At 73.1% G+C, this 23,135-nt stretch carries 18 protein-coding genes; 12 read left to right on the top strand and 6 right to left on the bottom strand.

Translation table 11 applies throughout. The annotated features are described in order from the left end of the window. Positions 1 to 75: 75 nt before the first annotated feature. Complete coding sequence (locus AB0D94_RS22160) at positions 76 to 699, top strand: TetR/AcrR family transcriptional regulator C-terminal domain-containing protein (protein WP_362054613.1); 624 nt, start codon at positions 76 to 78, stop codon at positions 697 to 699. Here the strand turns inward: AB0D94_RS22160 and AB0D94_RS22165 are convergent. Beyond that, positions 687 to 3,674: a bifunctional [glutamine synthetase] adenylyltransferase/[glutamine synthetase]-adenylyl-L-tyrosine phosphorylase gene (locus AB0D94_RS22165; protein WP_362054616.1), complete on the bottom strand. Its 2,988-nt coding sequence runs from the start codon at positions 3,672 to 3,674 to the stop codon at positions 687 to 689. The two genes, AB0D94_RS22160 and AB0D94_RS22165, sit on opposite strands and share 13 nt — an antisense overlap. 322 nt (positions 3,675 to 3,996) lie before the next feature. Between AB0D94_RS22165 and AB0D94_RS22170 the strand changes: the two genes are divergently transcribed. Together AB0D94_RS22170 and AB0D94_RS22175 are read left to right on the top strand one after the other, a co-directional pair. Then, on the top strand, positions 3,997 to 6,054 hold the full coding sequence (locus AB0D94_RS22170; protein WP_362054619.1) for a PIG-L family deacetylase: 2,058 nt from the start codon (positions 3,997 to 3,999) through the stop codon (positions 6,052 to 6,054). 354 nt (positions 6,055 to 6,408) lie between these two features. After that, positions 6,409 to 6,753: a hypothetical protein gene (locus AB0D94_RS22175; RefSeq protein ID WP_362054622.1), complete on the top strand. Its 345-nt coding sequence runs from the start codon at positions 6,409 to 6,411 to the stop codon at positions 6,751 to 6,753. A 309-nt stretch (positions 6,754 to 7,062) separates the two neighbouring features. On the opposite strand, the gene AB0D94_RS22180 is transcribed toward AB0D94_RS22175, so the two are convergent. After that, positions 7,063 to 8,424 carry a glutamine synthetase family protein gene (locus AB0D94_RS22180; RefSeq protein WP_030717411.1) on the bottom strand — a complete coding sequence of 454 codons (1,362 nt, stop codon included), beginning with the start codon at positions 8,422 to 8,424 and terminating at the stop codon, positions 7,063 to 7,065. A 172-nt stretch (positions 8,425 to 8,596) separates the two neighbouring features. Between AB0D94_RS22180 and AB0D94_RS22185 the strand changes: the two genes are divergently transcribed. The 3 genes from AB0D94_RS22185 to AB0D94_RS22195 all read left to right on the top strand — a co-directional run bounded on the left by AB0D94_RS22185 (position 8,597) and on the right by AB0D94_RS22195 (position 10,390). Continuing rightward, positions 8,597 to 8,989, top strand: a complete 393-nt coding sequence (locus tag AB0D94_RS22185; protein ID WP_362054626.1) for a hypothetical protein — start codon at positions 8,597 to 8,599, stop codon at positions 8,987 to 8,989. A 70-nt stretch (positions 8,990 to 9,059) separates the two neighbouring features. Next, a complete protein-coding gene (locus AB0D94_RS22190; protein ID WP_362054629.1) occupies positions 9,060 to 9,740 on the top strand; it encodes a DUF3105 domain-containing protein in 681 nt (226 codons plus the stop codon). Then, positions 9,737 to 10,390, top strand: a complete 654-nt coding sequence (locus AB0D94_RS22195; RefSeq protein WP_362054632.1) for a DUF305 domain-containing protein — start codon at positions 9,737 to 9,739, stop codon at positions 10,388 to 10,390. The genes AB0D94_RS22190 and AB0D94_RS22195 overlap by 4 nt, the downstream gene beginning before the upstream one ends. Before the next feature lie 48 nt (positions 10,391 to 10,438). Here the strand turns inward: AB0D94_RS22195 and AB0D94_RS22200 are convergent, their stop codons facing one another. Together AB0D94_RS22200 and AB0D94_RS22205 are read right to left on the bottom strand one after the other, a co-directional pair. Further along, positions 10,439 to 11,356 carry an alpha/beta hydrolase gene (locus tag AB0D94_RS22200; RefSeq protein WP_362054635.1) on the bottom strand — a complete coding sequence of 306 codons (918 nt, stop codon included), beginning with the start codon at positions 11,354 to 11,356 and terminating at the stop codon, positions 10,439 to 10,441. Then, complete coding sequence (locus AB0D94_RS22205; protein WP_362054638.1) at positions 11,353 to 12,054, bottom strand: DUF998 domain-containing protein; 702 nt, start codon at positions 12,052 to 12,054, stop codon at positions 11,353 to 11,355. The genes AB0D94_RS22200 and AB0D94_RS22205 overlap by 4 nt, the downstream gene beginning before the upstream one ends. Positions 12,055 to 12,126: 72 nt before the next feature. On the opposite strand from AB0D94_RS22205, the gene AB0D94_RS22210 reads away from it, so the two are divergent. The 3 genes from AB0D94_RS22210 (at position 12,127) to AB0D94_RS22220 (ending at position 15,907) form a co-directional block, all read left to right on the top strand. Continuing rightward, entirely contained in the window at positions 12,127 to 12,321 is a 195-nt protein-coding gene (locus AB0D94_RS22210; RefSeq protein WP_362054641.1) for a hypothetical protein, read from the top strand. 152 nt (positions 12,322 to 12,473) lie between these two features. After that, positions 12,474 to 13,880, top strand: a complete 1,407-nt coding sequence (locus AB0D94_RS22215; protein ID WP_362054644.1) for a DUF4352 domain-containing protein — start codon at positions 12,474 to 12,476, stop codon at positions 13,878 to 13,880. A gap of 272 nt (positions 13,881 to 14,152) precedes the next feature. Continuing rightward, the gene (locus tag AB0D94_RS22220) at positions 14,153 to 15,907 is read left to right on the top strand and encodes an NAD+ synthase (protein ID WP_362054647.1); all 1,755 of its coding nucleotides are present in this window, start codon (positions 14,153 to 14,155) and stop codon (positions 15,905 to 15,907) included. A 77-nt stretch (positions 15,908 to 15,984) separates the two neighbouring features. On the opposite strand, the gene AB0D94_RS22225 is transcribed toward AB0D94_RS22220, so the two are convergent. Then, positions 15,985 to 17,013: an endonuclease/exonuclease/phosphatase family protein gene (locus AB0D94_RS22225; RefSeq protein ID WP_362054650.1), complete on the bottom strand. Its 1,029-nt coding sequence runs from the start codon at positions 17,011 to 17,013 to the stop codon at positions 15,985 to 15,987. Between the two features lie 276 nt (positions 17,014 to 17,289). Between AB0D94_RS22225 and panB the strand changes: the two genes are divergently transcribed. From panB to AB0D94_RS22240, 3 genes are all read left to right on the top strand, one after another. Next, positions 17,290 to 18,159: a 3-methyl-2-oxobutanoate hydroxymethyltransferase gene (gene panB, locus AB0D94_RS22230; RefSeq protein ID WP_362054653.1), complete on the top strand. Its 870-nt coding sequence runs from the start codon at positions 17,290 to 17,292 to the stop codon at positions 18,157 to 18,159. 131 nt (positions 18,160 to 18,290) lie between these two features. Then, entirely contained in the window at positions 18,291 to 19,304 is a 1,014-nt protein-coding gene (locus tag AB0D94_RS22235; protein WP_362054656.1) for an ATP-binding cassette domain-containing protein, read from the top strand. Beyond that, entirely contained in the window at positions 19,301 to 20,161 is an 861-nt protein-coding gene (locus AB0D94_RS22240; RefSeq protein WP_362054659.1) for an ABC transporter permease, read from the top strand. Before AB0D94_RS22235 ends, AB0D94_RS22240 begins: the two co-directional genes overlap by 4 nt. Positions 20,162 to 20,225: 64 nt before the next feature. Here the strand turns inward: AB0D94_RS22240 and AB0D94_RS22245 are convergent. Then, on the bottom strand, positions 20,226 to 23,135 hold a 2,910-nt coding region (locus AB0D94_RS22245), incomplete at its 5' end, for an AAA family ATPase (protein WP_362054662.1).

The raw sequence follows: 23,135 nt of genomic DNA on the forward strand, positions 1-23,135 counted from the left end.
CTAAAGGCTTTCGGTTCGCGGCAATGTAGCCTCCGGTTCTGGCGTACGGGAAGACCTGACGGCGAGAGGAAACCGATGGCACGGCCGCGCACCCCCCTGCTCAACCGGGAGCGGATCGCCGCGACCGCCCTGCAACTGGTGGCGGAACAGGGGGACTTCAGCGTTCCGCAGATCGCCCGGGCCCTCGGTGTGCAGACCGGGTCGGTGTACCACCATGTGGACGGCCGGGCGGGGGTGGTCGAGCTGGTCCGCGAGCGGGTGTGCGAGAGGATCGCCGGCGGGACCCTGGACCTGGACCCCTGGGACCGGGCCCTCGAACAGTGGGCCCGCTCCTACCGCGCCGCCTTCGCCGCCTACCCCCGGGCCGTCCCCCTGCTGATGACCACCCCGGTCCGGGCCCCGAAGGTGCTCGCCCACTACGAGCGCGCCGTAGCCCTGCTGCTGGCCGCGGGCTTCGCCACGGAGCAGGTGATGCCGCTGCTGACCGGCCTGGAGAACCTGGTCCTGGGCTCGGCCCTCGACCTGGCCGCCCCCGAGGCCATGTGGGAACCGACCCCGCGGACCCCGCTGTTGGCCCGCGCCCTGGCCGCGACCGGCGAGGGCCGCGCGGACGCGGCCTTCGACCTGGGCCTGGCGGCGTTCCTGGCCTACGCGCGGGGGCTGCTGGGCGCGGCGGGCGCGCCCCCTCAGGCTCCGTAGAACAGCTCGTCCACCACCGCGCGGGCGCGGCGGGTGATGCGGCGGTAGTCGTCCAGCATCTCGCCGACCGTGCCCTCCGCGTAGCCCAGGTAGCGGCCCACCGCGGCCAGTTCGCGGGTCTCGGACGGGAAGGTGTCCCCGGCCCGGCCGCGGACCAGCATCACCGCGTTGCGGACCCGGGTGGCCAGCACCCAGGCCTCGTCGAGGATCTGCGCGTCCTCGGTCCGGATCAGCCCGGCCGCGTGGGCGGCGGCCAGGGCCTCGCGGGTACGGGTGGTGCGCAGCCCCGGTTCGGCCCAGGCGTGGCGCATCTGGATCAGCTGGACGGTCCACTCGACGTCGCTGAGGCCGCCGCGGCCGAGTTTCGTGTGCAGGGTGGGGTCGGCGCCGCGCGGCATCCGCTCCGACTCCATGCGGGCCTTGAGGCGGCGGATCTCACGTACGGCGTCGTCGCCGAGGCCCTCCATCGGGTAGCGCAGCGGGTCGACCAGGTCGATGAACCGGCGGCCCAGCTCGGCGTCCCCGGCGACGGGTTCGGCGCGCAGCAGGGCCTGGCTCTCCCAGGTGAGGGACCAGCGCCGGTAGTACGCGGCGTACGAGGCCAGGGTGCGCACGAGCGGGCCGGAGCGGCCTTCGGGGCGCAGGTCGGCGTCGATGAGCAGCGGCGGGTCGGTGGTGGGCAGCTGGAGCAGGCGGCGCATCTCGGCGATGACGGTCTGGGCGGCCTTGGCGGCCTCCTGTTCGTCGACGCCCTCGCGGGGCTCGTGGACGAACAGGACGTCGGCGTCGGAGCCGTAGCTCAGCTCGTGCCCGCCGAAGCGGCCGACGCCGATGACGGCGAAGCGGGTGGGCAGGGTGTCGCCGAAGTGGCTCTGGACGGCGGCGCGCAGGGCTCCGGCGACGGTGGCGGCGGTGAGGTCGGAGACGGCTCCGCCGACCCGGTCGACCAGGGCTCCGTGGTCCTCCTCGGCGGGGTTCTCCTCCGTACCGTAGGAGCCGATGATGTCGGCGGCGGTGGTGCGGAAGAGCTCGCGGCGGCGCACCCCGCGGGCGACGGCGACGGCGGCCTCGGGGTTCTCGGCGCGCCCGACGGCGGCGAGGACCTCCTGCTCCAGGGCCTCGTGCGTACGCGGTTGCAGGCCCTCGGGGTCGCCGAGCAGGGCGACGGCCTCGGGGGCGCGCAGCAGCAGGTCGGGGGCGAGGCGTCCGGCGGACAGCACGCGGGCGAGGTTCTCGGCGGCGGCGCCCTCGTCGCGCAGCAGCCGCAGGTACCAGGGCGTCTTGCCGAGGGCGTCGGAGACCTTCCGGAAGTTCAGCAGGCCGGCGTCCGGGTCGGCGGAGTCCGCGAACCAGCCGAGCATGACGGGCAGCAGGGTGCGCTGGATGGCGGCCTTGCGGGTGACGCCGGAGGCGAGGGCTTCGAGGTGGCGCAGGGCCGCGGCCGGGTCGGCGTACCCGAGGGCTTCGAGGCGCTGGCCCGCGGCCCGGGGCGAGAGCCGGGTCTCGCCGGGGGTGAGCTGGGCGACGGCGTCGAGGAGGGGCCGGTAGAACAGCTTCTCGTGCAGGCGGCGGACCACGGAGGCGTGCCGGCGCCAGGCCTTGTTGAGCTCGGCGACGGGTTCGGTGCGCAGCCCCATGGATCGGCCCAGGCGCCGCAGGTCGTTCTCGTCCTCGGGGACGAGGTGGGTGCGGCGCAGCCGGTAGAGCTGGATGCGGTGTTCCATGGCGCGCAGGAAGCGGTACGCGTCGTGCAGCTGGGCGGCGTCGGCGCGGCCGACGTAGCCGCCGGCGGCGAGGGCGTGGAGGGCGTCGAGGGTGCTGCCGGAGTGCAGGGTGGCGTCGCTGCGGCCGTGCACGAGCTGGAGCAGCTGGACGGCGAACTCTACGTCGCGCAGACCGCCGGGGCCGAGCTTGAGCTCGCGGTCGACCTGGGCGGCGGGGATGTTGTCGACGACGCGGCGGCGCATCTTCTGGACGTCGGGGACGAAGTTCTCGCGTTCGGCCGCCTGCCAGACCAGGGGGTTCGTGGCGTCGATGTACTCGGCGCCGAGGGCGGCGTCCCCGGCGACGGCGCGGGCCTTGAGGAGGGCCTGGAACTCCCAGGTCTTGGCCCAGCGCTGGTAGTAGGCGAGGTGGGAGGAGAGGGTCCGCACGAGGGGACCGTTCCTGCCCTCGGGGCGGAGGTTGGCGTCGACGGGCCAGATGGTGCCCTCGACGGTGGTCTCGGAGCAGATCCGCATGAGGTGGGAGGCGAGGCGGGTGGCGGCCTGGATGCCCTTGGCCTCGTCGTGCCCGTGGGCGGCCTCGCCGACGAAGATCACGTCGACGTCGGACACGTAGTTCAGCTCGTTGCCCCCGCACTTGCCCATCGCGATGACGGCGAGGCGGCAGGCGGCCGCGTCCTCGGGGGCGGCGGCCGAGGCGATGCGCAGGGCGGCGCGGAGGGTGGCGGTGGCGAGGTCGGCGAGTTCTGCGGCGGTCTCGGCGACGTCTATGGTGCCGCAGACGTCGCGGGCGGCGATGGAGAGCAGGCAGCGGCGGTAGGCGACGCGCAGCGCGACGGGGTCGTGCGCGTCGGCCAGCCCGCGCTCGAACTCGCGCAGGCCCGGGTGGAGGTCGGCGGCCTCGTAGGTGACGAGGGCCTGCCAGTCGCGGGGGTGGCGGGCGAGGTGGTCGCCGAGCGCTTCGGACGCGCCGAGCACGCCGAGGAGCCGGTCGCGCAGCGGCTTGGCGCTGACCAGGGTGTCGAGGAGGCCGGGCAGCTCGTCGGGCGGCTGTGCCTCGGCGAGCCGTACGAGCCCGCGCAGGGCCAGGTCGGGATCGGCGGTCGCGCCGAGCGCGTCGAGGAGCACCGGATCGGCCCGTACGGCGGCCAGCGCATCGGCGTCGAGCAGCCGGGCGGCGGCGGAGGGGTCGGTGAATCCGCTGCGCAGCAGCCGGATGAAGGTGCTGCTCCTGCGTCCCGGGACTGTCATCCCGCCGCCTCCCGGGGTCGTCGCTGCCACTGCCCTGGCCTGCCTGGGTCCGAGCCTATCCGGAGCAGGCGTTCGACTCACCGGGGCGGCGCCCCCGCCCGCCGCGGCGACGGGACCCCACGGAAGACACTCGTGTCTGGTCCTTTCTGATCCTTTTCTGGTCCTTGCTGGTCCTTGCTGGTCCTTCAGCAGGATCAGAAGGGACCAGTACATGAAAGGAAAGGACACGTCATCGGCGAAACGGGCGAACCAACTTCCCGGTATCGGCCTCTCTCTGACTACTGAGGGGTTTCCCCGCCCGGAACGACCCAAGGCGTGACCGATGGCCGTTACCCGACGCCGCTTCGCGGCGCTGCTCGCCGTACTGACCGCCGGCACGACCGGGACGCTCGCCGTCGCCGTCGGACAGCAGACCCCGGCCGGGGCCGCCCAGGACGCGAACCCGGCGGCCGCCCTCCCGGCGAGCACCACGGCCGGATCGGTCGTCCAGATCGTCGCCCACCCCGACGACGACCTGTTCTTCATGAACCCGGACCTCAGCCGGTCCCTCACGACCGGCCTCCCGGTCACCACCCTCTACCTCACCTCCGGCGAGGCGGACGGGCGCAACGAGGCGCGCGGCGCCCGCCTCAAGGACCCCGAACAGCCCGCCGACCACGCCCACTACGCGGAGGCCCGGCAGAACGGCATACGTTCCGCCTACGCCCAGATGGCCACCGGGAACCGGACCGGCCTGTGGCGGCGTACGGTCATCCCCACCGCCGGCGGCGGCCAGGCCGAACTCGACGTCCTCGTCGCGAAGCCCGAGGTCAACCTGGTGTGGCTGCAACTGCGCGAGGCCCGCACCATCGGCGGGGACGTCCCCGACAGCCTGCGCGGCCTCTGGAACGGGCGAATACCCGCGCTGGGCGCCCAACTGGCCTCGGGCAGCCCGGTCAAGAACCCTTACGCGTACACCAGGGACCAGGCGATACGCGCGATAGCCGGGATCCTGGAGCGCTACCGGCCGACGACGATACGGATGCAGGACCCGACGCCGGGCCGGTACGAGCAGAGCGGCAAGTTCACCGACCACCAGGACCACATGTACGGCGCCCGCTTCGCGCAGGCCGCCGCCGCCGCGTACGCCGAGCAGGTCACGGACCGCCCGCACTTCTCGGTCCAGAACTACCTCGGCTACCACAACGGCGCCCTCCCCCACGCGCTGGACCCGCAGACCGCCGAGACGAAGACCGGCTACCTGCGCACCTACGCCTGGCAGGACCACCAGAACCACTGCGGCAGCCCGTCCGGCTGCGGCGACCGCAAGGTCGCGGGCAACCCGACCGGGCGCAACTGGGCCCAGTCGCTGCGCTACACCCGCGCCGACAGCACCTCCTGGCTGATCGAGGGCACGCCCGGCCGCCTCTGGGCCTTCGCCACGCTGGACGGCCGGACCGCGTACTGGACCCGGAGCCCCGGCGGCGACTGGGCCGGGCCTTCCCTCCTCCCGGGCACCGGCACCGACCCCGGCGCGAGCACGGTCCGCCTCCCCGACGGCCGCGTCGGCGTCCTCGCCACCCGCACCACCCTCGGCGAGCGCCCCGAGCACTACCGGCGCGAGGTCGTCTACGCCGTCCAGTCCGCGCCCGACGGCCCGTTCGGCCCGTGGCAGTCCCTGGACACCCCCGAGGCCTCCGACGAGGACGGCACCTCCTCGATCAGCTCCCCCTCGGCCGGCGTCGACCCGGACGGCCGCGTCACCGTCTACCTGCGCGACTCCCGCCGCACCCTGCGCGCCAGCACCCAGCGGCCGGACGGCACCTTCTCCGCCTGGCAGCGCCTGGGCGGCGAGGACCTCCAGGGCGATCCGGTGGCCGTGACGGACGCCGCCGGGCGGCGCCATGTGTACGCCACCACCACGAAATCCGTCCTGGCCTGGATCCAGCCCGCCCGGGGCGCGGCCCTGAGCGGGCCCGCGAAGACGGGCCTGCCCGCCACGACGGTCCCCCTCTCGGCGGTCGCGGACGGCGCGGGCATCCGCCTGTACTTCCGCCGCCCGGACTCGGGGGTCGTCCGCACCGCCCTCGTCACGGCGGGCCCCGCCAGGCCCCGGGTCTCCAGCATCACGGAGGCCGGCGGCCGGGCCGGCTACGGCGCGGTCGGCGTCGCGGGCCGCCTGATCTCGGGCCGCACGACCAGCGGCACCGTCGGCACGACGACCCTGGGCGGCCCGCCCGCCTGGTCGGAGTCCCAGCTGCTCTACGCGGGCGCCCCGGCAGCCGCCCTCGAAGCCACGCACACCACCACGGCAGCCCTCGGCCTGGACGCACGCCTCCACACCACGACAACCCCCCTCACCCCGACCCACCACCCCACCTGGCACCCGGCAACTCCGTGACCCACGACGCCCCGGCTCGTGAGACGACTTCGGGCCGACGGTCAGTGACCGTCGGCCCGGGAGGCCTTGCGCGCCTCGACAGCGCCGTGACCTGTGGCTAGAGCACCGGGAGGTTCTTGCGGAGTTCGAAGGCCGTGACCTCCGAGCGGTACTCCTCCCACTCCTGCTTCTTGTTGCGGAGGAATTCATTCGGCCCGATGCCGACCTTGGGAGACCCTCCGCAAGCCCCGTATGGCCAGGGTTCGAGCGGTCACCATGGTTGCGCGTGGCGTACAAGCCACTCAGCAGTGTGACTGCCACCATGGCGACGGCAGCCGTATCGGCCCTCTTCCGGTGCGGTAGCAGCCACTGTCCATGGAATTCATTCGTCTCCCGCAACGGAAAGGCGATCGCGTCGTGTACATGATGCGCGAGGTGTACAGAGCCGAACGAGGGAAAGCGCCGGAGATCGTGGCGGCGTTCAAGACCCTCACCGCGATGTTTGAAGAAGCCGGGTATACGAACCGGCGCATCTACGTCGACTACGCTGGCCCCATGGACACGGTCGTCTGCCAATGGGAATTCGACAGCCTCGACCAGTACTTCACCATGGAGCGAGGGTCCTTCGTGAATCCGGATGAGAACGCGCAGTCGCTGATCAACACGTTGAACAGCTACGCGACATCCGGCTACAAGGAGATCTACGAGGTCATCCAGTAGCGGATCATCGAGGCAGGTCCCCGACACTTTCAGCCGGGGCCACCCACCCGTGAATGGACACATCGGAAGGCCGCCGGACAAGCAAGAGGAGCACGCCGGGCGTGGCCCCGAAGCCCGGGCAGCGGCACGAGGCCGCGCGCGAGCACGGGAGGGGCGGACCCGGAAGGCCGTGGACGGGGTGTACAAGGCCTCGGGTTCTGTGTCAGACGGCCCACAGACGGCCCAGGGGGAATGAGACGGCTCCGGGCCGGTGGTCGATGACCACCGGCCCGGAGTGTCGTGCGCGGTCCGCAGGGCTGTGAGCTGCCGTTACAGGACCGGGAGGTTCTTGCGGAGTTCGAAGGCCGTGACCTCCGAGCGGTACTCCTCCCACTCCTGCTTCTTGTTGCGCAGGAAGAAGTCGAAGACGTGCTCGCCGAGGGTTTCCGCTACCAGTTCGCTGCGCTCCATCAGGGAGATGGCCTCGCCGAGGTTCTGCGGGAGGGGTTCGATGCCCATCGCGCGGCGTTCGGCGTCGGAGAGGGCCCAGACGTCGTCGTCGGCGCCCGCCGGGAGTTCGTAGCCCTCCTCGATGCCCTTCAGGCCGGCGGCCAGGAGGACGGCGTACGTGAGGTAGGGGTTGGCGCCCGAGTCGATCGAGCGGACCTCGACGCGGGAGGAGCCGGTCTTGCCCGGCTTGTACATCGGGACGCGGATCAGGGCCGAGCGGTTGTTGTGGCCCCAGCAGATGTACGAGGGGGCCTCGCCGCCCGCGCCGGCGCTGCGGGAGGAGCCGCCCCAGATGCGCTTGTAGGAGTTGACCCACTGGTTGGTGACCGCCGCGGTCTCCGCCGCGTGCTTGAGGAGGCCCGCGATGAAGGAGCGGCCGACCTTGGAGAGCTGGTACTCGGCGCCCGACTCGTAGAAGGCGTTCCGGTCGCCCTCGAAGAGGGAGAGGTGGGTGTGCATGCCCGAGCCCGGGTACTCCGAGAAGGGCTTCGGCATGAAGGTGGCCTGCACGCCCTGCTCCAGCGCGACCTGCTTCATCACCAGGCGGAAGGTCATGATGTTGTCGGCCGTGGAGAGCGCGTCGGCGTAGCGGAGGTCGATCTCCTGCTGGCCGGGGGCGCCCTCGTGGTGGCTGAACTCGACCGAGATGCCCATGGATTCGAGCATGGTGATCGCCTGGCGGCGGAAGTCCATGCCCACATTCTGCGGAGTGTGGTCGAAGTACCCGGAGTTGTCCGCCGGGACCGGACGGGTCCCGTCCAGCGGCTTGTCCTTCAGCAGGAAGAACTCGATCTCCGGGTGGGTGTAGAAGGTGAAGCCCAGGTCGGAGGTCTTGGCGAGGATGCGCTTGAGGACGTAGCGCGGGTCCGCGAAGGACGGGGAGCCGTCCGGCATCAGGATGTCGCAGAACATCCGGGCGGTCCCGGGGGCCTCGGCGCGCCACGGCAGTATCTGGAAGGTGCTCGGGTCCGGCTTGGCGATCATGTCGGACTCGTAGACCCGGGCGAAGCCCTCGATCGCTGAGCCGTCGAAGCCGATGCCCTCGTCGAAGGCCTGCTCCAGCTCCGCGGGGGCGACCGCGACGGACTTGAGGAAGCCCAGTACGTCGGTGAACCACAGGCGCACGAAGCGGATGTCGCGCTCCTCAAGCGTCCGGAGGACGAATTCCTGCTGCTTGTCCATGCCTTCATCCTCGCAGTTCAGACGGCCTGTGCACCACCACCGCGAGGGCTTGGGCACAGTCGGGCAGGCCCAGTATCTCCAGCGGTGGTTTCCGCCACATTACGCACCCGCAGAAGGTCGCGGCACCCCCGCACTGACCTCGGGCCCGTCATGAGCATTACCATCTGCGCCCATGGGGGGCTGGGAGCACACGCAGGGCGGGGGCCGAGGGGGTACCTCGGCGCGCCTCGGCGTCCTCCTGATGGCCTTCGGGGTGCTGGCCGGGGCCCTGTTCCTCTGCGCCCGGCCCGGCGGGGTCCATGCCACCGCCGGTGAGCCGGGGCACGTCGTCACGCACGGCGCGCACGGCACGCACGTCGTCTGCCTGTCCCCGTACGACCGCCCGGGCTGCTCCGGGCTCTCGCACGTCACCCCCGGCGTCCTGCCCGTCCCGCCGCCCGCCGTGGCCGTGGGCCGGACGGGGCCCGTTCCCGACGTTCGTCCCGCCCGCGCCGGGTGCCCCCTGCCCACAGGGACGCTCGCGCGCGCTCCCGACCTCCACGCCCTTCAAGTGCTGCGGACCTGACGGGTCCGGCGCCGCACCGCGCACCACCGGATCCACCTTCCACCCCCCTCAGCAGAAGGAACCACGGCACATGGCAAGCAGGACCGGCAAGAGCAACAGCGACCGCAACCACCAGAACGACCCGCACTCCCGCCAGGCCCGGATAGCCGAGATGCGCCGCGCCGACAAGGCGCGCGACCGGCGCAACAAGGCCATCGCGATCACCACCTCGGCGCTCATCGTCGCCGGGCTCGTCGGCTTCGGCGCGTGGGTGATGATCGACCAGCAGGAGAAGGAGGACGCCAGGAAGGCGGCCCTCAAGGCCCCCGTCAGCGGCGAGCAGACCTGGGACGCCAAGACGCTGGGCCGCAATCACGTCGAGACCCCGGTGAAGTACGAGATGACCCCGCCGGTCGGCGGGGACCACCACCCGCGCTGGATGAACTGCAACGGCGACGTGTACGCGAACCCGCTGCCCGAGGTGAACGCCGTCCACTCGCTGGAGCACGGCGCGGTGTGGGTGACGTACAGCGAGAAGGCCGGCAAGGCCGACGTGGACAAGCTCGCCGAGACGGTCCGCAAGACCCCGTACACGCTGATGAGCCCGGTCAAGGAGCAGGCCGGCACGATCATGCTCAGCGCCTGGGGCAAGCAGCTGACGGTGGAGGACGCGGCCGACCCGCGGGTGGCGCAGTTCTTCACCAAGTACGTGCAGGGCCCGCAGACCCCCGAGCCGGGCGCGGCCTGCACGAACGGGGTGGCCGACAAGTGAGCCGCACGTACTGGGCGGCGGGCGCGGCGGTCCTGCTCGCGCTGCTGTTCGCGACGGCGGCCACCGTCTCCGCGGCGAGCGGCGGCGACGCGGACGCGCCGTCCCGCACGCCCGGGCTGCACTCCCCGGACGCGGGCTTCGCCCGGGACATGGCCGTCCACCACCAGCAGGCGGTGGAGATGTCCTTCGTCGTACGGGACCGCACGCAGGACGAGGCCGTACGCAGCCTCGCCTACGACATCGCCAACACCCAGGCCAACCAGCGGGGCATGCTGCTGGGCTGGCTGGACCTGTGGGGGCTGCCGAAGGTGGTGGCCGGCGAGCCGCCGATGTCCTGGATGGGCACCGGCGGCGAGCATTCCGGGCACACGGCGCAGGACACCGCGCCCGGCGCGCTGATGCCCGGCATGGCCACCAAGGAGGAGCTCGCGCAGCTGGGCGCCGCCGGGGGCCGGGACGCGGAGGTGCTCTACCTCCAGCTGATGACCGACCACCACGTGGGCGGCGTCGCGATGGCCGAGGGCTGTGCGCGGCAGTGCGAGACCCCGGCCGAACGGGCCCTGGCCCAGGGCATGGTCGAGGCGCAGCAGTCGGAGCTCACCCTGATGGCGGACATGCTCCGCCAGCGGGGGGCGGCGCCGCGCGGCTAGGGCGTGGCCTCTGCCGTCGGCGGGCCGGGCATCACCGCCCGCCGGGCATCACGGCCCGCCGGGCACCGGCCCCGCCGGCCGGCCGGGCTCGGCTGCCGCCGTGCGGATCGCCCGGGCCACCTGGTCCGGGCGATCCAGCATGACGAGGTGTCCGGCGGGCTCGGCGACCTCGAAGCGGGCGCCGAGCAGGTCGGCGAGGTCCGCCTGGCGGACCAGCCAGGTCAGGGCGCCCCGGCCGCCGCTCCCGTCGTGGCCGGTGAGGACGGTGGCGGGGGCGGCCATCGGGTGCGTCCCGCGCAGGACGAGCAGTTCGGCGGCCGTGTCCGGGTAGCGGGAGTTCTCCAGCAGGGCCCCGCGCCAGACCCGGCCGGTGCGGTAGCAGCGGCGTACGAGGTCCCGTGCGGCCGGGTCGGCGCCGCCGGTCCGGGAGGCCCGTACGGTGGCCCGCCGGGCCAGGGGGCCCAGAGCGGCCGGCAGCCCGGCGGCGGTCACCGCCCGGCCGAGCGCGCGGGCGGCGCCGGTGCGCAGGGCGCCGGGCAGCACCGTACGCGGGTCCTCCTCCACGCTGGAGTCGACGAGGACAAGGGCGGCGGTGCGCCCCGGGTACAGGCGGGCGAAGGCCTCGGCGTGGAACCCGGCGATCGAGTGCCCGGCCACGGTGACCGGGCCGGTCAGGCCCAGTGCGTCCAGCAGCCCGGCGATCCGGCGGGCCTCGCCGGCGGCGCTCGGCGGCGTACGGGCCGGGCCGCTGAGGCCGTGGCCGGGGCGGTCGAAGCGGACGACGGTGCGGCCTCCGGCGGCGAGCAGCGCGGCGACCGGGTCCCAGTCGAACCAGGCCATGGCGAGGCCCGCGCTCAGCACGCACACCGGCCCGCTGCCCTCGACGACCACGTGCAGCGGGACCCCGTCGTCACCCGCGCCGTGGACGATGCGGCCGGGGACGGCCCGCTGGGTCCGCGTGGTCACGTACGGCGCTCCTTGTGGACGGAGTAGGCGAGCAGGCCGAGCCAGAGCGCCACGAGCAGTACCTGGAGCCGCTGGCCGGCGCCGAGGGCCCAGGTGCCGCGCCCGGCGGTGAACAGGGCGATGGAGGTCAGGGTCCAGGCGGTGGCGAGCAGTTCGAGGGCGACGAGGGCGGGGCCGTAGCGGGCCAGCGGGGCGAACCAGCCGTAGCGGCGCGCGGCGACCGTGAGGGCCACCAGGCCGACGAGGGCGCCGGTCATGGCGAGGCTGCTGCTGACGGCGTGGGCCTGGTGGGTGGCGGGGACCAGCCCGGCGGTCTCGCGGGCGGCGCACTCGGGGTCGGCGGTGGGCGTGCAGCTCAGCGGCAGCCAGGCGTCGGCGGCGGTGGCCGCGCCGAAGAGGGTGACACCGGACCAGCCGACGACCGCCCAGGGGCGGCGGGACTCGGCGTGGCGCACCAGCCGGACGAGGGACAGGAGTCCGCCGATGAGGACGAGCAGGCCGGCGGCGAAGTCGGTGGCCCGGAACAGGCCGCCGAGCGGCTGGTCCTGGGCGGCGAGTTCGCTGACGTAGGTCTCGATGGGGTTGAGGCCCGTCGAGAAGACGACTTCGAGCACCCAGGCGGTGTACGCGGCCGCGCCGAGGCCTATGAGGAGGGCGACGGGCCAGGCGGCGCACCGAGATGGGTCATCTCTGGACATATTGCGACTTATCCTAAGCGCGCCCGGGGTCGGTCCTATGATCGGATACCCACCCCGGGTAGGGTTCCGATCATGACGCGCGGAGCACGGCGAGCCGCCCCGCCGCCGCCGGCGGGCTGCTTCGCCCCGCACACCCTGGTTCGTCCGACTGAGTCCCACGCCCTGGAAGACGCCTCCTCGACGCCCGGCGTTGCCTCGGCGGCCACCTCGGACACCGCCGGGCAGGGTGAGACGCACCACGCCCCGCACGTCCCGCGCTCCGCCTGACCGGCCGGATCCGCGGTACCGCGCTGCTCGGGGGCGCGGGCCCGCGCACCGGCCGGCCCGGCGGGGGCGGAAATCCCGGCCGGGGAAGGGCATCGGCGTGGCACTCTGTCCGGTGATCACCACAGCCGCGACATAAGGATGCGCCCGCCGGTATGAGCACCCCGCCGAACCCGCCCAGCAGCACCCCCGGCCCGTCGGCCGAGCCGACCGAGCCGGCCGGTACGCCCGTACCCGAGACGGCCGCGATACCGGCGCCCGCGCAGCCCCTGTCGCTGGACAAGACCCCGTCGCCGGACGAGGCCCCGGCCCCGGCAGCCCCGGCAGCCCCGGCCGACGCTCCGGCCGAGACCGCAGCTCCCGAGTCCCCGGCGGAGATCCCGGCGGACGCTCCCGCCGCGGCCCCGGCTCCCGCGACGTCGCTGGAGAAGGCCCCGTCACTGCAGAAGGCCCCGGCCGAGGGCCCGGCCCCGGCTCAGACCCCGTCGGACGCTGCCCAGGCCCCGGCCGAAACTCCGGCTCCGGCGGCCCAGACCCCGGCTCCGGCCCCGACGGCCCAGACCGCCCAGACCGCCCAGACCCCGGCTCCGGCCCCGGCCGACGTCCCCGCCGCGGCCCCGGCTCCACAGGCCCCCGCGCCCGCCCCCGCCCCCTCGCCCTTCGCGCCGCCCGGCCCGGCCCCCGCCCCGGCCCCGCCGGCCGGCGGGGCCGGGTACGGCGTCCCCGCCAACCCCTGGGCCCAGCCCGGCGCGGGCTACGGCGGCGCCCCGTTCCCGGGCTATCCGCAGACCGCCCCGGCCACCAACGGGCTGGCGATCGCCGCCCTGGTCCTGGGCGTCCTCGGCGTCCTCGGCGGCGTCACGCCGTTCCTCTTCTGGGTCGGCGCCCTCCTCGGCCTGACCGGCCTCGGCCTGGGCGTCGGGGGTTTCGTCAAGGCCCGCAAGGGCGCGCCCCGCAAGGCCATGGCCGTCACGGGCATCGTCCTCGGCTTCCTCAGCCTCGCCGCGACCACGGGCGGCTACTACATCACCGCGGCCCTCGTGAAGGAGGTGGACAAGAATCTCGACAAGGAGTTCTCGGAGCTGGACCTCGACCCGTCCTACTCCCCGGCCTACCCGACGACCCCGAAGCCGAAGTCCTCCCCTTCCGACATCCCCGGCAAGACCTCCCCGCTGCCCTGGGGCGGTGCGTTCACCTACCCGGACGGTGTCGAGGTCACCGTTCAGGAGCCGGCCGCGTACACGGTGGGGAAGAACGCCTACCCCACGGAGCGCACCGGCCGCGGGATCAAGGTGACCGTGAAGATCACCAACAACTCCGATGCCCCGATCGACGTGACCACCGCGCTGCCGAACGTCCGTGACGACCAGGGCACCGAGGCCGAGATGGTCTTCGACGGCCAGCAGCCGAAGCTGTTCAAGGGCTCGGTCATGCCCGGCCAGTCGGCCACCGGCTCGTTCGTCTTCGACGTCGCCAAGGACTCCAAGAGCCTGCACTTCGAGATCTCCCCCGGCATTACGAACGACTACGACGACGCGATCTGGAACGGCCCGATCAGCTGACCGGACCGTCCGCGGCCGCTCCCGCGACGGCAGGCACGCCGGCCGACGCGGCAGCCGACGCGAGGACCGGCGCGGCAGCCGACGCAAGGACCGGAGCGGCAGCCGACGCAAGGACCTGGGCGACGGCCTGCACGACAGCCGCCGCGCCGGTCCTCGCGACAGGCCCCGAGGCGCCCCCCAGTGGGGCGCCTCACCCCGTTCCGGCCCCTTCCCGGCCCGTCCACCGCACCGACTCCAGGACATCGCGTCAGAAAGACGATTAGACTGGGCCCGTGCCTCAACTTCGTCTCGCTCTGAATCAGATCGACTCGCACGTCGGCAACATCGCCGCCAACGCCGACTCGGTCGTCCACTGGACCCGGCACTCCGCCGAGCAGGGCGCCCACCTGGTGGCGTTCCCGGAGATGATGCTGACCGGGTACCCCGTCGAGGACCTCGCCCTGCGCGAGTCCTTCGTGGAAGCCTCCCGTACGGCGCTGCGCGCACTCGCGCAGCGGCTGGCGGCCGAGGGCTTCGGCGAACTGCCGGTCGTCGTCGGTTACCTCGACCGCTCCGAGAGGGCCACGCCCCGGCTCGGCCGCCCGGCCGGCTCCCCGGAGAACGCGGCCGCCGTGCTGCACCGCGGGCAGGTCGTCCTGCGCTTCGCCAAGCACCACCTCCCCAACTACGGCGTGTTCGACGAGTTCCGGTACTTCGTGCCGGGCGACACCCAGCCGGTGATCCGGGTGCGCGGCGTCGACGTGGCCCTGGCGATCTGCGAGGACCTCTGGCAGGACGGCGGCCGGGTGCCGGCCACCCGCTCCGCCGGGGCCGGGCTGCTGATCTCCGTCAACGCCTCCCCGTACGAGCGCAACAAGGACGACCTGCGCCTCGAACTGGTCCGGAAGCGGGCCCAGGAGGCCGGCTGCACCCTCGCCTACCTGGCGATGATGGGCGGCCAGGACGAGCTGGTCTTCGACGGGGACTCGATCGTCGTCGACCGCGACGGCGAGGTCATCGCGCGCGCCCCGCAGTTCTCCGAGGGCTGCGTGCTCGTCGACCTCGACCTGCCCGCCGCGCCCGCCGACGCCCCCGAGGGCGTGGTGGACGACGGACTGCGCATCGACCGCGTGATCCTCTCCGAGGACCCCGTGGAACCCTACGATCCGGTCGTCACCGGCGGGTACGCGGACCGCCTCGACGACGACGAGGAGATCTACGACGCGCTGGTCGTGGGCCTGCGCGCGTACGTCAAGAAGAACGGGTTCCGCTCCGTCCTGATCGGGCTCTCCGGCGGCATCGACTCGGCCCTGGTCGCCGCGATCGCCTGCGACGCGATCGGCGCGCAGAACGTCCACGGCATCTCGATGCCCTCGAAGTACTCCTCGGACCACTCCAGGGGTGACGCGGCGGAGCTGGCCAGGCGGACCGGCCTGAACTTCCGCACCGTGCCCATCGAGCCGATGTTCGACGCGTACATGGGCTCACTGGGCCTCACCGGCCTCGCCGAGGAGAACCTCCAGTCCCGCCTCCGCGGCACCATGCTCATGGCGGTCTCCAACCAGGAGGGCCACATCGTGCTGGCCCCGGGCAACAAGTCGGAGCTGGCCGTCGGCTACTCCACCCTGTACGGGGACTCCGTGGGCGCGTACGGCCCGATCAAGGACGTGTACAAGACGGACGTCTTCCGGCTCGCGCAGTACCGCAACCGGGCCGCGGCCGAACGCGGCGAGACCCCGCCGATCCCGGAGAACTCGATCGTGAAGCCGCCGAGCGCCGAGCTTCGCCCGGGCCAGGTGGACACCGACTCGCTGCCGGACTACCCGGTGCTCGACGCGATCCTGGCCCTGTACGTGGACCGCGACCAGGGCATCGAGGCGATCGTGGCGGCCGGTTTCGACCGGGAGCTGGTCGCCAGGACCCTGCGGATGGTGGACACGGCGGAGTACAAGCGCCGCCAGTACCCGCCGGGCACCAAGATCTCCGCGAAGGGCTTCGGCAAGGACCGCCGGCTGCCCATCACGAACGGCTGGCGCGAGCACGCGTGAGCCCGCCCGAGGCGGATGTGCCAGGGCCCCGGCCGCGCCGACGGTGACGTCGGGGCGGCCGGGGCCCTGGCACATGACTACAGCAGGGCGGTGACCCGCGCCGCGACCGGAAGGTGGTCGCTGCCCGTGCGCGGCAGCGTCCAGGAGGCCTCCGGCTTGATCCCGCGGACCATGATCTGGTCGATCCGGGCCATCGGGAACTGGGCCGGCCAGCTGAAGCCGAAGCCGTCGCCCGCCGCGCCCTGCGTGGAGCGCATCTGCGAGGTGACCTCGGACAGGGCGCGGTCGTTCATGGTGCCGTTGAGGTCGCCGAGCAGGATGACCTTCTTGAGGGGTTCGGCGGCGAGCGCGGCGCCCAGCGCGTCGGCGCTGTTGTCGCGCTGGTTGGCGGTGAAGCCCGCGTTGAGCTTGACCCGGACGGACGGCAGGTGGGCGACGTAGACGCCGATGTCGCCGTAGGGGGTCGCGACGGTGGTGCGCATGGCCCGGGTCCAGCCCATCTTGATGTCCACGGGCTGGCTGGAGGTCAGCGGGTACTTGCTCCACACGCCGACCGTGCCCTCGACCGCGTGGTACTTGTACGTGCCGGCGAGGGACTTCTCGTACACGGGGACGGCACCCGACTTGAGCTCGGTCAGGGCCAGCACGTCGGCTCCGGACTTCGCGACCGATTCGGCGGTGCCCTTCGGGTCGGGGTTGTCGGCGTCGACGTTGTGGGTGGCGACCACGAGGTTGCCGCCCGGTCCGGACTTGTCGGTGACCAGTCCGCCGAACAGGTTCACCCAGACCACCGCCGGCAGCAGGACCGCGATCAGCGCGGTCGCGGACCGGCGGAAGAGGGCGCCGGCCAGCAGCAGCGGGACGGCCAGGCCCAGCCAGGGCAGGAAGGTCTCGGTGAGGCTGCCGAGGTTGCCCACGTCGTTGGGCAGCTTCGCCCGGAAGATCATGACCAGGGCGAGCAGCAGGGAACACGCGGCGAGCAGGATCCCGCGCCGCCAGATGCCCCGGTCACCGCGCAGGGCGGCCAGTCGGCGCCGGAGGCGGGACCGGGAGGGCTCGGGCTCCGAGCCGCCGTTCCCCGTCTCCATCATGTACGCCTGTGCCATGCCACTGCCCTCGCTGCCGTACTCGCGCTCCGTCCCCGCCCCTTGACCCTAGGCGATGTACGGAGCCTTCCGTGCCCTACCTCACGACCGCCTGTCGCGGTCGTACGTCCGGGAGGACGAACGGCCGTGCGCCAGGGGTTCCGCTTGTCACGAAACGCGCACATTGGAGGACCGCGGCCCGTCCCACTTCCGCCCCGGGCCGCACGGATGCCACCATGGGGGGTGAGTCCGGGGACGCCGTAAGGGCGCCTCGAGATGACACAAGGAGCAGTTGCAATGACGCATGCCGTTTCGCCTGCCCGCGAACCCGCCCAGGCGGCCTCGCCCACCCTCTACGGAGGCAAGGGCACCCGGCGCATCACCGTCCGCGACCTCACCCTCGCCAAGGAACGCGGCGAGAAGTGGCCCATGCTCACCGCTTACGACGCGATGACCGCGTCCGTGTTCGACGAGGCCGGCATCCCGGTCATGCTCGTCGGCGACTCGATGGGCAACTGTCACCTCGGCTACGAGACCACCGTCCCCGTGACGATGGACGAGATGACCCTGCTGTCGGCGGCCGTCGTACGGGGCACCAGCCGGGCCCTGATCATCGGCGACCTGCCGTTCGGCTCGTACCAGGAAGGCGCCGTGCAGGCGCTGCGCAGTGCCACCCGCCTCGTCAAGGAGGCCGGCGTGGGAGCGGTGAAGCTGGAAGGCGGCGAGCGTTCGCTGCACCAGACCGAGCTCATCGTGCAGTCCGGCATCCCCGTCATGTCCCACCTGGGCCTGACCCCGCAGTCCGTCAACGCCATGGGCTACCGGGTGCAGGGCCGCGGCGACGAGGCCGCCCACCAGCTGCTGCGCGACGCGAAGGCCGCGCAGGACGCGGGCGCCTTCGCGGTGGTCCTGGAGCTGGTCCCGGCCGAGCTGGCCGCCGAGGTCACCCGGTCCCTGCACATCCCGACGGTCGGCATCGGCGCGGGCTCGGAGTGCGACGCGCAGGTGCTGGTGTGGACGGACATGATGGGCCTGACCGGCGGGAAGATGCCGAAGTTCGTCAAGCAGTACGCGAACCTCCGCAAGACCATGGGCGACGCGGCGAAGGCCTTCGCCGAGGACGTGGTCGGCGGAACGTTCCCGCAGGAGGAGCACGCCTTCCACTGATGAGGTGAGCAGGTCACAGCGGCCCGCCGGCCGGAATGCCGGCGGGCCGCCGTCTGCACGCCGCCCCGATGTCGGACGGATGTCGGTCGGCTGTCGGTGCTTTGTCAGTGGCGGATGTTCCTATTGCGGACATGACGCGAAACGACAAGAACCCCCACGCCGTAGAGGTACGGGGGCTGGTCAAGCACTACGGCGAGACCAAAGCCCTCGACGGTGTCGACCTGGACGTCCGCGAGGGCACCGTCCTCGGGGTCCTCGGGCCCAACGGCGCCGGCAAGACCACCCTGGTGCGCTGCCTTTCCACCCTGATCGTCCCGGACGCCGGCACCGCCCGGGTCGCGGGCTACGACGTGGTCCGCCAGCCCCGGCAGCTGCGCCGGACCATCGGCCTCACGGGCCAGTACGCCTCGGTCGACGAGAAGCTCTCCGGCTGGGAGAACCTCTACATGATCGGCCGGCTGCTCGACCTGTCCCGCAAGGACGCCCGCCGCCGCGCGGACGAGATGCTGGAACGGTTCTCCCTGACGGAGGCGGCCAAGAAGGCCGTCATGAACTACTCCGGCGGCATGCGGCGCCGGCTCGACCTCGCCGCCTCGCTGGTCGGCAACCCGGCCGTCCTCTACCTGGACGAGCCGACCACCGGCCTGGACCCCCGTACCCGCAACGAGGTCTGGGACGAGGTGCAGCGGCTGGTCGCCGAGGGGGCCACCGTGCTGCTCACCACCCAGTACATGGAGGAGGCCGAGCAGCTCGCCAGCGAGCTGACGGTCATCGACCGCGGCAAGGTCATCGCCAACGGCAAGGTCGACGAGCTGAAGGCCCGGGTCGGCGGCCGCACCCTGAAGATCCGCCCGGTGTCCCCGGCGGACCTGCCGGGCATGGCCCGCTCGCTGGCCGAGGCCGGACTGGACGGCGTGGCCGGTTCCCAGGCGGTGCCGGACGAGGGCGTGCTGCTGGTCCCGATCCTGAGCGACGAGCAGCTGACCGCCGTGGTCGGCCTGCTCGCCGCCCGCGGGTACGCGATCGCCGACCTCGGCACCTACCTGCCCAGCCTCGACGAGGTGTTCCTGTCCATCACCGGACAGAAGCCCGCCTCCGTCGAGGACTCCGTTCCCACCGAGCAGACCGAGGAGGTCGCGGCATGAGCACCGGAACCACGACGAAGCCCAGCAACACCACCGTCACCGCGGCCTCCCCGGCCGCCCCGGCCGCGGCCGCCGGCGAGGGCCGGATCGGCCTGCGCGCCAACCTGCGGCACATCGGCGCCCTGGTGCGCCGCAACGCCCTGCAGATCAAGCAGGACCCCGAGTCGATGTTCGACGTCCTGTTCATGCCGATCATCTTCACGCTGCTGTTCGTGTTCGTCTTCGGCGGCGCGATCTCCGGCAAGGGCAACCAGGCGGACTACGTCAACTACGTCGTCCCGGGCCTGATGGCCATGATGGGCATGAACATCGCCATGGCGGTCGGCACCGGAGTCAACGACGACTTCAAGAAGGGCGTGATGGACCGCTTCCGGTCCATGCCGATCGCCCGTTCGTCCGTACTCCTCGCCAAGATCGTCGTCGAGATCGGCCGCATGATGGTCGCCATCACGATCCTGCTCTGCGTGGGCTTCATCCTCGGCCTGTCGATCAAGGGCTCGGTCCTGGACCTGCTCTTCTCCATCGGCCTGTCCGCCGTCTTCGGCGCCTCGCTGATGTGGATCTTCATCCTGCTCGGTCTCACCATGAAGACCGCGCAGGCCGTCCAGGGCATGGCGATGCTGGTCCTGATGCCGCTTCAGTTCGGCAGCTCGATCTTCGCCCCGCCGGCCACCATGCCGGGCTGGCTGCAGAGCTTCACGGACTACAACCCGCTGTCCAACCTGGCCGACGCCGCCCGCGCCCTGATCAACGGGGCGCCGGTCGGCAACTCGGTGTGGATGACGCTGGGCTGGTCGCTCGCCATCACGGCGGTCACCATGCCGCTCGCGGTCCGCAAGTTCCGCCAGAAGACCTGATCCGGCCGGGGTCGGTTCGGTCCGTTCGGATCGCGTCCCGGACGGGCCCCTGACCGGGCCCGGATCAGAAGAGGGCGGTGGCCTCCTCCAGGGTGAGGCCGCCGCCTTCGGCGTACGCCGCCTCGTACGCGGCGTCGCCCAGCGCCGCCCGTGCCAGCTCCTCGGCGCGGGCGCTGTCCTCGCGTTCCGTCTTCACCTGGAAGTGCCGGGGCGGCAGCAGGGCGCGGTAGGCGCCCAGCAGCCGGGCGGCGTCGTACGCCCGCCGCCGGCCGCCGAGCGAGGCCAGGGACACGGCGGCGGTCATCAGGTAGACCGCCGGCATCTGCGGGGCCACCAGCCGCGCCATCGGGTCCGAGGCGAACCCCATGGCCTGGTGCAGCCGTTCGAGGGCCTCCTCGTAGCAGCCCTCCCGGTTGTCCAGCCAGGCCATCGTGCCGAGCAGGAAGCCGTCGAAGACGGCGAACGCGCCGAAGGCGAACTCGTCGCGCAAGAGCTGGAGCTGCGCGCGGGCCTCGGGGATGCGGCCGGTGCGGCCGAGGATGCCCGCGAGGAACATCCGGGCCGCGGGCAGCGCCTCGTTGCTGTACCGCTCGACCGTCGCGGTCACCTCGCCGAGGATCCGCTCGGCCTCCTCGAAGAGGCCGCTCTCGGTGAGCGTCCCGGCCATCCGTACGCGCAGCACCGCCACCTGTGCCCGGGCACCGAGGCGTTCGGCGTAGGCGATGGCCTCGCGGTAGTCGCGGGTGGCCGGGCCGTACTCGCCGCGCTTCTCCCGGGACTCGGCGCGCGCCGACAGCGCCTCGGCGCAGCCCCAGGCGTCGCCGAGCTCACGGAACAGGGCCAGGCTCTCGTCGGCGTCGCGGGAGGCGTCGCCCGCCCAGTCGGCCCGGTTGGCGAGCACGTTGGCGCGGAGCTGCAGCGCGGAGGCCAGTTCCCAGCGGTAACCCAGCGCGCGGGCGGTGGCGACGGTCTCGTCGAGGACCCGTTTGAGCAGCTGGGGATCGCCCCAGATCATGACGGCGTAGATCCACAGGGAGCCGGTGGTCCGGCAGGTCTGCGGAAGTCCGGGCCGGTAGGCGGCGAGCACCCCCTCGACCTGGGCCCGGGCCTCCGGGCTGCTCCAGGAGTCGCTGTTCTGGTCCCGGGAGGCCAGCTGGACCAGGTGGACGGTGCGCCAGGCCTCGGTGAGCAGTTCGCCGGAGTAGGGCGGCGGCGAGTCCACGAGCTGCTCGTACACGGGCTCGGCGGGGACCACGGGCGGCACGAAGGGGTCGGGGCCCAGCGTCGCGGCCGCCTCGGTCCAGTGCCGGGACTCGGTGCGCAGGTCGTGCGTGTGCCAGTACCAGCCCAGGGAGTGGATCAGGCACAGCACTTCGTCGGCGTCGCGCGCGGCGACGGCCCGGCGCAGGGCGGTACGGAGGTTCTCGTACTCGGTGGCGAAGCGGTCGGCGGCGGCCCGCTGGCCGTGGCCGCGGAGCAGGGGTTCGGTGGTGCGGGCGAGTTCGCGGTAGTGGACGAGGTGGCGGCGTTCGGTGGCCGCGCGGTCGCCTTCGGCCTCGGCGAGCCGCTCGGCGGCGTACTCGCCGACCGTCTCCAGGAGGCGGTAGCGCATCCCGGCGCCGTCGGAGTCGGGGGCGGCCACGACGAGGGATTTGTCGACGAGGGAGCCGAGGATGTCGGCTACGTCGTACGAGGGGTCGGCGCAGACCGCTTCGGCGGCGGCGAGGTCACAGCCGCCGGCGAAGACGGACAGCCGGCGCAGCACGGTGCGTTCGGCCTCGTCGAGCAGGTCCCAGGACCAGTCGACGACGGCCCGCAAGGTCTGCTGGCGCGGCAGGACCGTACGCGCGCCGCTGGTCAGCAGGCGGAAGCGGTCGTCGAGCCGGTCGGCGATCTGGCGCGGCGTGAGCAGCCTCAACCGCGCTGCCGCGAGCTCGATGGCGAGCGGCAGCCCGTCCAGGCGGCGGCAGATCTCGGCGGCGGCGGCCGGGTCGTCCGCCGTGCGGAAACCGGGCCGGGCGGCGGCGCCGCGCTCCCCGAGGAGCCGGAGCGCGACCGGGTCGGGCAGCGGTTCCACCGGGCGCAGGGTCTCCCCCGGCACGCCGAGGGGTTCGCGGCTGGTGGCGAGGATCTGGACGCCCGGGCAGTGCGTGAGGAGGCGTTCGGCGAGCTCGGCGGCGGCGCCGATCACGTGCTCGCAGTTGTCCAGGAGCAGCAGGAGCCGCCTGCGCGCGCAGTGCTCGGTGAGGCGGTCGAGGGGGTCGGACCCGCCGCGGTCGGTCAGGGCCCGCAGTTCCTCGGCGGAGGCGCCGCGCAGTTTGGTCTCGCGTGCGCCGAGCGCCGCGAGCGCGGCCTCGGCGACGTCGTCGGGGTCGTCGACGGGGGCGAGCTCGACGAGCCACACCCCGTCCGGCCAGCCCGCTCCGGCGTGGGCCTCGGCGGCCTCCTGGGACAGCCGGGTCTTGCCGGCCCCGCCGGGGCCGAGCAGCGTGACGAGCCGCGCCTGTGCCAGGTCGTCCCCGATGACCCGGATGTCCTCCTCGCGGCCGACGAAGGTGGTCAGCCGCGCCCGCAGGTTCCCCGGACCGGGCGGTACGGGGCGGGGCGCGTGCACGACGCCGGTCGCCGACGCGGCGGGGGCGGCGGCCGGGGCAGCGGCCGGGGCCGGGGTCGCCTGCACGCGGCCGTCACCCGGGCCGGGCTCGGCCGCGGGCGCGGAGCCCGGCCCGTGGGCGGAACCGGACCCCGGCGCGGTCCTGGGCACGGACGCGGACGCGGAGCCCGGCTCGGGCGCGGTCCCGGCCCCCAGCGCTGGCCCGGGCCCGGGCGCGGGTGTGGTCCCGGACGCCGGCGCGGGCGCATGCCCGGATGCGGGTGCGGGGGCCTGGACCTCGTCGCGGAACCAGCCGTCCGGAGCCGCGACGCCCTGCTGCTGTCCCGGACCCGGGTACGGCGGCAAGTAGGCGGTCTCCTC

This window comes from Streptomyces sp. NPDC048255 (assembly GCF_040652415.1).
Lineage (GTDB): Bacteria > Actinomycetota > Actinomycetes > Streptomycetales > Streptomycetaceae > Streptomyces.

Bases quoted from the DNA above. Each gene is read 5' to 3' on its own strand.
- AB0D94_RS22165 (WP_362054616.1), bottom strand. From the start codon at position 3,674: ATGACAGTCCCGGGACGCAGGAGCAGCACCTTCATCCGGCTGCTGCGC.
- AB0D94_RS22235 (WP_362054656.1), top strand. From the start codon at position 18,291: ATGACGCGAAACGACAAGAACCCCCACGCCGTAGAGGTACGGGGGCTG.
- AB0D94_RS22180 (WP_030717411.1), bottom strand. From the start codon at position 8,424: ATGGACAAGCAGCAGGAATTCGTCCTCCGGACGCTTGAGGAGCGCGAC.
- AB0D94_RS22190 (WP_362054629.1), top strand. From the start codon at position 9,060: ATGGCAAGCAGGACCGGCAAGAGCAACAGCGACCGCAACCACCAGAAC.
- AB0D94_RS22185 (WP_362054626.1), top strand. From the start codon at position 8,597: ATGGGGGGCTGGGAGCACACGCAGGGCGGGGGCCGAGGGGGTACCTCG.
- AB0D94_RS22215 (WP_362054644.1), top strand. From the start codon at position 12,474: ATGAGCACCCCGCCGAACCCGCCCAGCAGCACCCCCGGCCCGTCGGCC.
- AB0D94_RS22175 (WP_362054622.1), top strand. From the start codon at position 6,409: ATGGAATTCATTCGTCTCCCGCAACGGAAAGGCGATCGCGTCGTGTAC.
- AB0D94_RS22225 (WP_362054650.1), bottom strand. From the start codon at position 17,013: ATGGCACAGGCGTACATGATGGAGACGGGGAACGGCGGCTCGGAGCCC.
- AB0D94_RS22240 (WP_362054659.1), top strand. From the start codon at position 19,301: ATGAGCACCGGAACCACGACGAAGCCCAGCAACACCACCGTCACCGCG.
- panB (WP_362054653.1), top strand. From the start codon at position 17,290: ATGACGCATGCCGTTTCGCCTGCCCGCGAACCCGCCCAGGCGGCCTCG.
- AB0D94_RS22170 (WP_362054619.1), top strand. From the start codon at position 3,997: ATGGCCGTTACCCGACGCCGCTTCGCGGCGCTGCTCGCCGTACTGACC.
- AB0D94_RS22160 (WP_362054613.1), top strand. From the start codon at position 76: ATGGCACGGCCGCGCACCCCCCTGCTCAACCGGGAGCGGATCGCCGCG.
- AB0D94_RS22210 (WP_362054641.1), top strand. From the start codon at position 12,127: ATGACGCGCGGAGCACGGCGAGCCGCCCCGCCGCCGCCGGCGGGCTGC.
- AB0D94_RS22205 (WP_362054638.1), bottom strand. From the start codon at position 12,054: ATGTCCAGAGATGACCCATCTCGGTGCGCCGCCTGGCCCGTCGCCCTC.